A 3,368-nucleotide genomic window follows, 5' to 3' on the forward strand; every position below is an offset into this window, starting at 1 on the left:
TCACCGGGGGCATGCGCGCCCACCATCGGTTATACCCGACGGCGGGGCGCGAAGCGCGACGCTGGAGCGAATGACGGCTTTGTCACTAACGGGAGTGGTGCGAGGGCGGGTCTTGTCTAGGGCCGTTCCCGGTAGCAAACCTAGATGGCTCACTACAGGCTAGCGGTGTGAGCCCGCTTTCTTTTGCCTACTTTTCTTTGCGGCGGCAAAGAAAAGTAGGTGCCGCCCCGCACAGGGGCAACGCTAATAGACCGATAACAAAACAAGGAAAGGCCAACACCGCAAAGAACACCAACCAGCTACAAGGCGCCGCAGGCAAAAACCACCCACCTGCAAGGCAAAAAAAACCTCACTGATCCATAACACCTTCAAGAACCCGCAAAGCCCGCTCAGCGGCATCCTCAGCACAACAATCAACAACAACACGTTCAGTCATCCCCCGCAGCCAGGTAAGCTGCCTCTTACACAACTGCCGCGTAGCAAAAACCCCCCTATCCCGCATGGACGCAAAATCCCCCACTCCATCGAGATACTCCCAGGCCTGCCGATACCCCACACACCGCATCGACGGTAGCCCGGCATGCAAATCCCCACGCGCCCGCAGCCGCTCAACCTCTTCAATAAACCCAGCCGCCAGCATGGCATCGAAGCGCCGCGCTATCCGTTCGTGCAGCACGCTGCGATCCGATGGCTCCAGCGCCACCGGCACAAACCGCCACGGCAATCCAGCATCGTCCGCCCGCGCGGGCTCAGCCAGCAGGGTCGACATCGGCCGCCCGGTCAACATGAACACCTCCAGCGCCCGCTGGATTCGCTGCGAGTCGTTCGGTGCGAGCCGCGCCGCCGTTACCGGGTCCACTGCGGCAAGCCGGGCGTGCAAGGCCGGCCAGCCGTCGCGTGCGGCGTCCGTATCGAGCGTCGCGCGTATCTCGGCATCGGCCCCCGGCAGGTCGTTCAAGCCCTGCGTCAGCGCCTTGTAGTACAGCATCGTGCCGCCCACCAGCAACGGTATCCGCCCCCGTGCAGTGATCTCGGCCACGAGGCGCAAGGTGTCGGTGCGGAATTCGGCCGCCGAGTAAGCGTCCGCCGGATCGACGATATCGATCAGGTGGTGCGGCACCCGCGCGCGCTCCTCCGCCGTCGGTTTGGCCGTGCCGATGTCCATCTCACGGTAGACCAGCGCCGAATCCACGCTGATGATCTCCACCGGCCGTCGCTCCGCCAGCGCAAGCGCGGCAGCGGTTTTGCCGGAGGCGGTCGGGCCCAGCAGGCAGGCGACCGGAATGGTGCGGTGTTGCGTCATGATGGGAGTGACCGCAGCGCCGGTGGCTGCGGCTGTAATCGCGAGGTGCGCGGGCTCATTGGCCGCGCATGAACAGCCGGTCGAGGTCCGACAGCGTCAATTGATACCACGTCGGCCGGCCGTGGTTGCATTGGTCCGCGCGCTCGGTGGCTTCCATCTGGCGCAGCAGCGCGTTCATTTCGTCCAGTGTCAGGCGCCGGTTCGCGCGCACTGCGTGGTGGCAGGCCAGCGTGCCAAGCAGTTCGTGCTGCCGTTCGGTCAGCACCCGTGAGCCGCCGTACGCGTGCAGGTCGGTCAGAACGGCACGGGCCAGGGCTTGCAGGTCCGCGTCCTTGAGCAGGGCCGGCACGGCGCGGATCGCCAGTGTCGTCGGTGACAGCACCGCCAGGTCGAAGCCCAATGCATCAAGGGTCTCGCGTTCTTCCTCCGCTGTACCGATTTCGACCGGGTCGGCCTGCATCGTCAGCGGAATCAGCAACGGCTGCACGGCGATCGCCCGGTCAGCCAGTGCGTTCTTGAACTGCTCGTACAGAATCCGCTCGTGCGCCGCGTGCATGTCGACGATCACCAGTCCCTGCGCGTTCTGCGCCAGCACGTAAATGCCGTGAATCTGGCCGAGAGCAAAGCCGAGCGGTTGTTCGTCCGTGCCGTGAAACGCCGGATTGCCCTCGGCCGGCGGGGCGAAGAACGATGGGGTGCCTGCGGCGGAATCGCGGGCCTCAAGTGTGGTCGTACCCTGCGCGGTGCCGACGCCGCTATCCTTGCGCCCGAACAGCGCGTCGTAGAGTGCGAGCGGCTGCGCGACCGGCAGCGTCCCCTGCGTCATGCGTGCCTGACGCAGCCAGGTGTTGCCGCCCTGGGCGCCGAAACCGCCACCGCCGCTACCACTACCGCCGCTACCGAAGCCGCCACCATTGCCGCCGCGCGTGCCACCGAACCCGCTAGTCCCTCCAGGGCCACTAGCCCCGCCAAAGCTGCTCGGCCCACTGCCCACGCCCACGCCGCCAAGCGGCGTGGCCGCGAACGACGCCGGGCTGCCTGAAACCGGCTCGAGGTGCGCCGCGTGTCCACCGGCTGTCGTTTCCGGAGACGCGCCGGCATGCCGGGCCAGCGCCCGCTGCACGGCATGGAAGACGAACTGGTGGATCGAACGCGAGTCGCGGAAACGCACTTCAATCTTCGACGGGTGCACGTTCACGTCGACGCCCTCGGGCGGCAGATCGAGGAATAGCACGTACGATGGGTAGCGGTCGCCGTGCAGCACGTCTTCGTAGGCGGCGCGCACGGCGTGCGTCAGCAGCTTGTCGCGCACGAAGCGCCCGTTGACGAAGAAATACTGTTGATCCCCCCGGCCGCGGCTCGCGGTCGGCAAACCGGCGCAGCCGTAGACCGCAAGCGGGCCGGCCGACTCGTCGAGCGGCAGATGGGCGGTCGCAAAAGTTTCGCCCATGATCTTGGCGACGCGGGTGGCCGGATCGGAGGCATTCCAGTGTTCGACCGCGCGGCCGTTATGCAGCACTGAAATCGCCACGTCCGGCCGCGCCAACGCCACGCGGCGGATCATCTCCAGGCAATGGCCGAGTTCGGTTTGCTCGCTCTTCAGAAATTTGCGGCGCGCGGGTGTGCTGAAGTACAGCTCGCGCACTTCGATGGTCGTGCCCTGGGTGCCGGCCGCCGGGCTCAGCACGCCGGTTTGCGCCTCGATGCGCATCGCGTGCTGCGCGTCGGCAGTACGGCTCGTAATGAACATTTCCGACACCGACGCAATCGAGGCCAGCGCCTCGCCGCGAAACCCGAGCGTGCCGACCGCTTCCAGCTCGGCGAGCGAGCGGATCTTGCTGGTGGCGTGGCGCATCAGCGCGAGCGTGAGTTCGCCTTCGGGGATGCCGCCGCCGTCGTCGGTGATGGAGATTCGCTTGACGCCGCCTTCGTCGAGCAGGATGCGCAGCGTGTTCGCGCCGGCGTCGATCGCATTTTCCAGCAGCTCCTTAACGACCGATGCCGGTCTCTCGACCACTTCGCCGGCGGCGATCTGGCTGATCAGCAGGTCCGGCAAGGGCTGGAT

At 66.2% G+C, this 3,368-nt stretch carries 2 protein-coding genes; both read right to left on the reverse strand.

The window, feature by feature from the left end; all coding sequences use genetic code 11:
- Window positions 1–349: 349 nt before the first annotated feature.
- Entirely contained in the window at window positions 350–1,303 is a 954-nt protein-coding gene (gene miaA / locus FFS45_RS41305; RefSeq protein WP_137960331.1) for a tRNA (adenosine(37)-N6)-dimethylallyltransferase MiaA, read from the reverse strand.
- A gap of 55 nt (window positions 1,304–1,358) precedes the next feature.
- The coding region (gene mutL, locus FFS45_RS41310) for a DNA mismatch repair endonuclease MutL (protein ID WP_137960332.1) at window positions 1,359–3,368 on the reverse strand (2,010 nt) is incomplete at its 5' end.

The sequence above is a fragment of the Burkholderia sp. 4M9327F10 genome, from assembly GCF_005503145.1.
Lineage (GTDB): Bacteria > Pseudomonadota > Gammaproteobacteria > Burkholderiales > Burkholderiaceae > Paraburkholderia.

Coding starts and splice junctions, on each gene's coding strand:
- miaA (WP_137960331.1), bottom strand. CDS start 1,303: ATGACGCAACACCGCACCATTCCGGTCGCCTGCCTGCTGGGCCCGACC.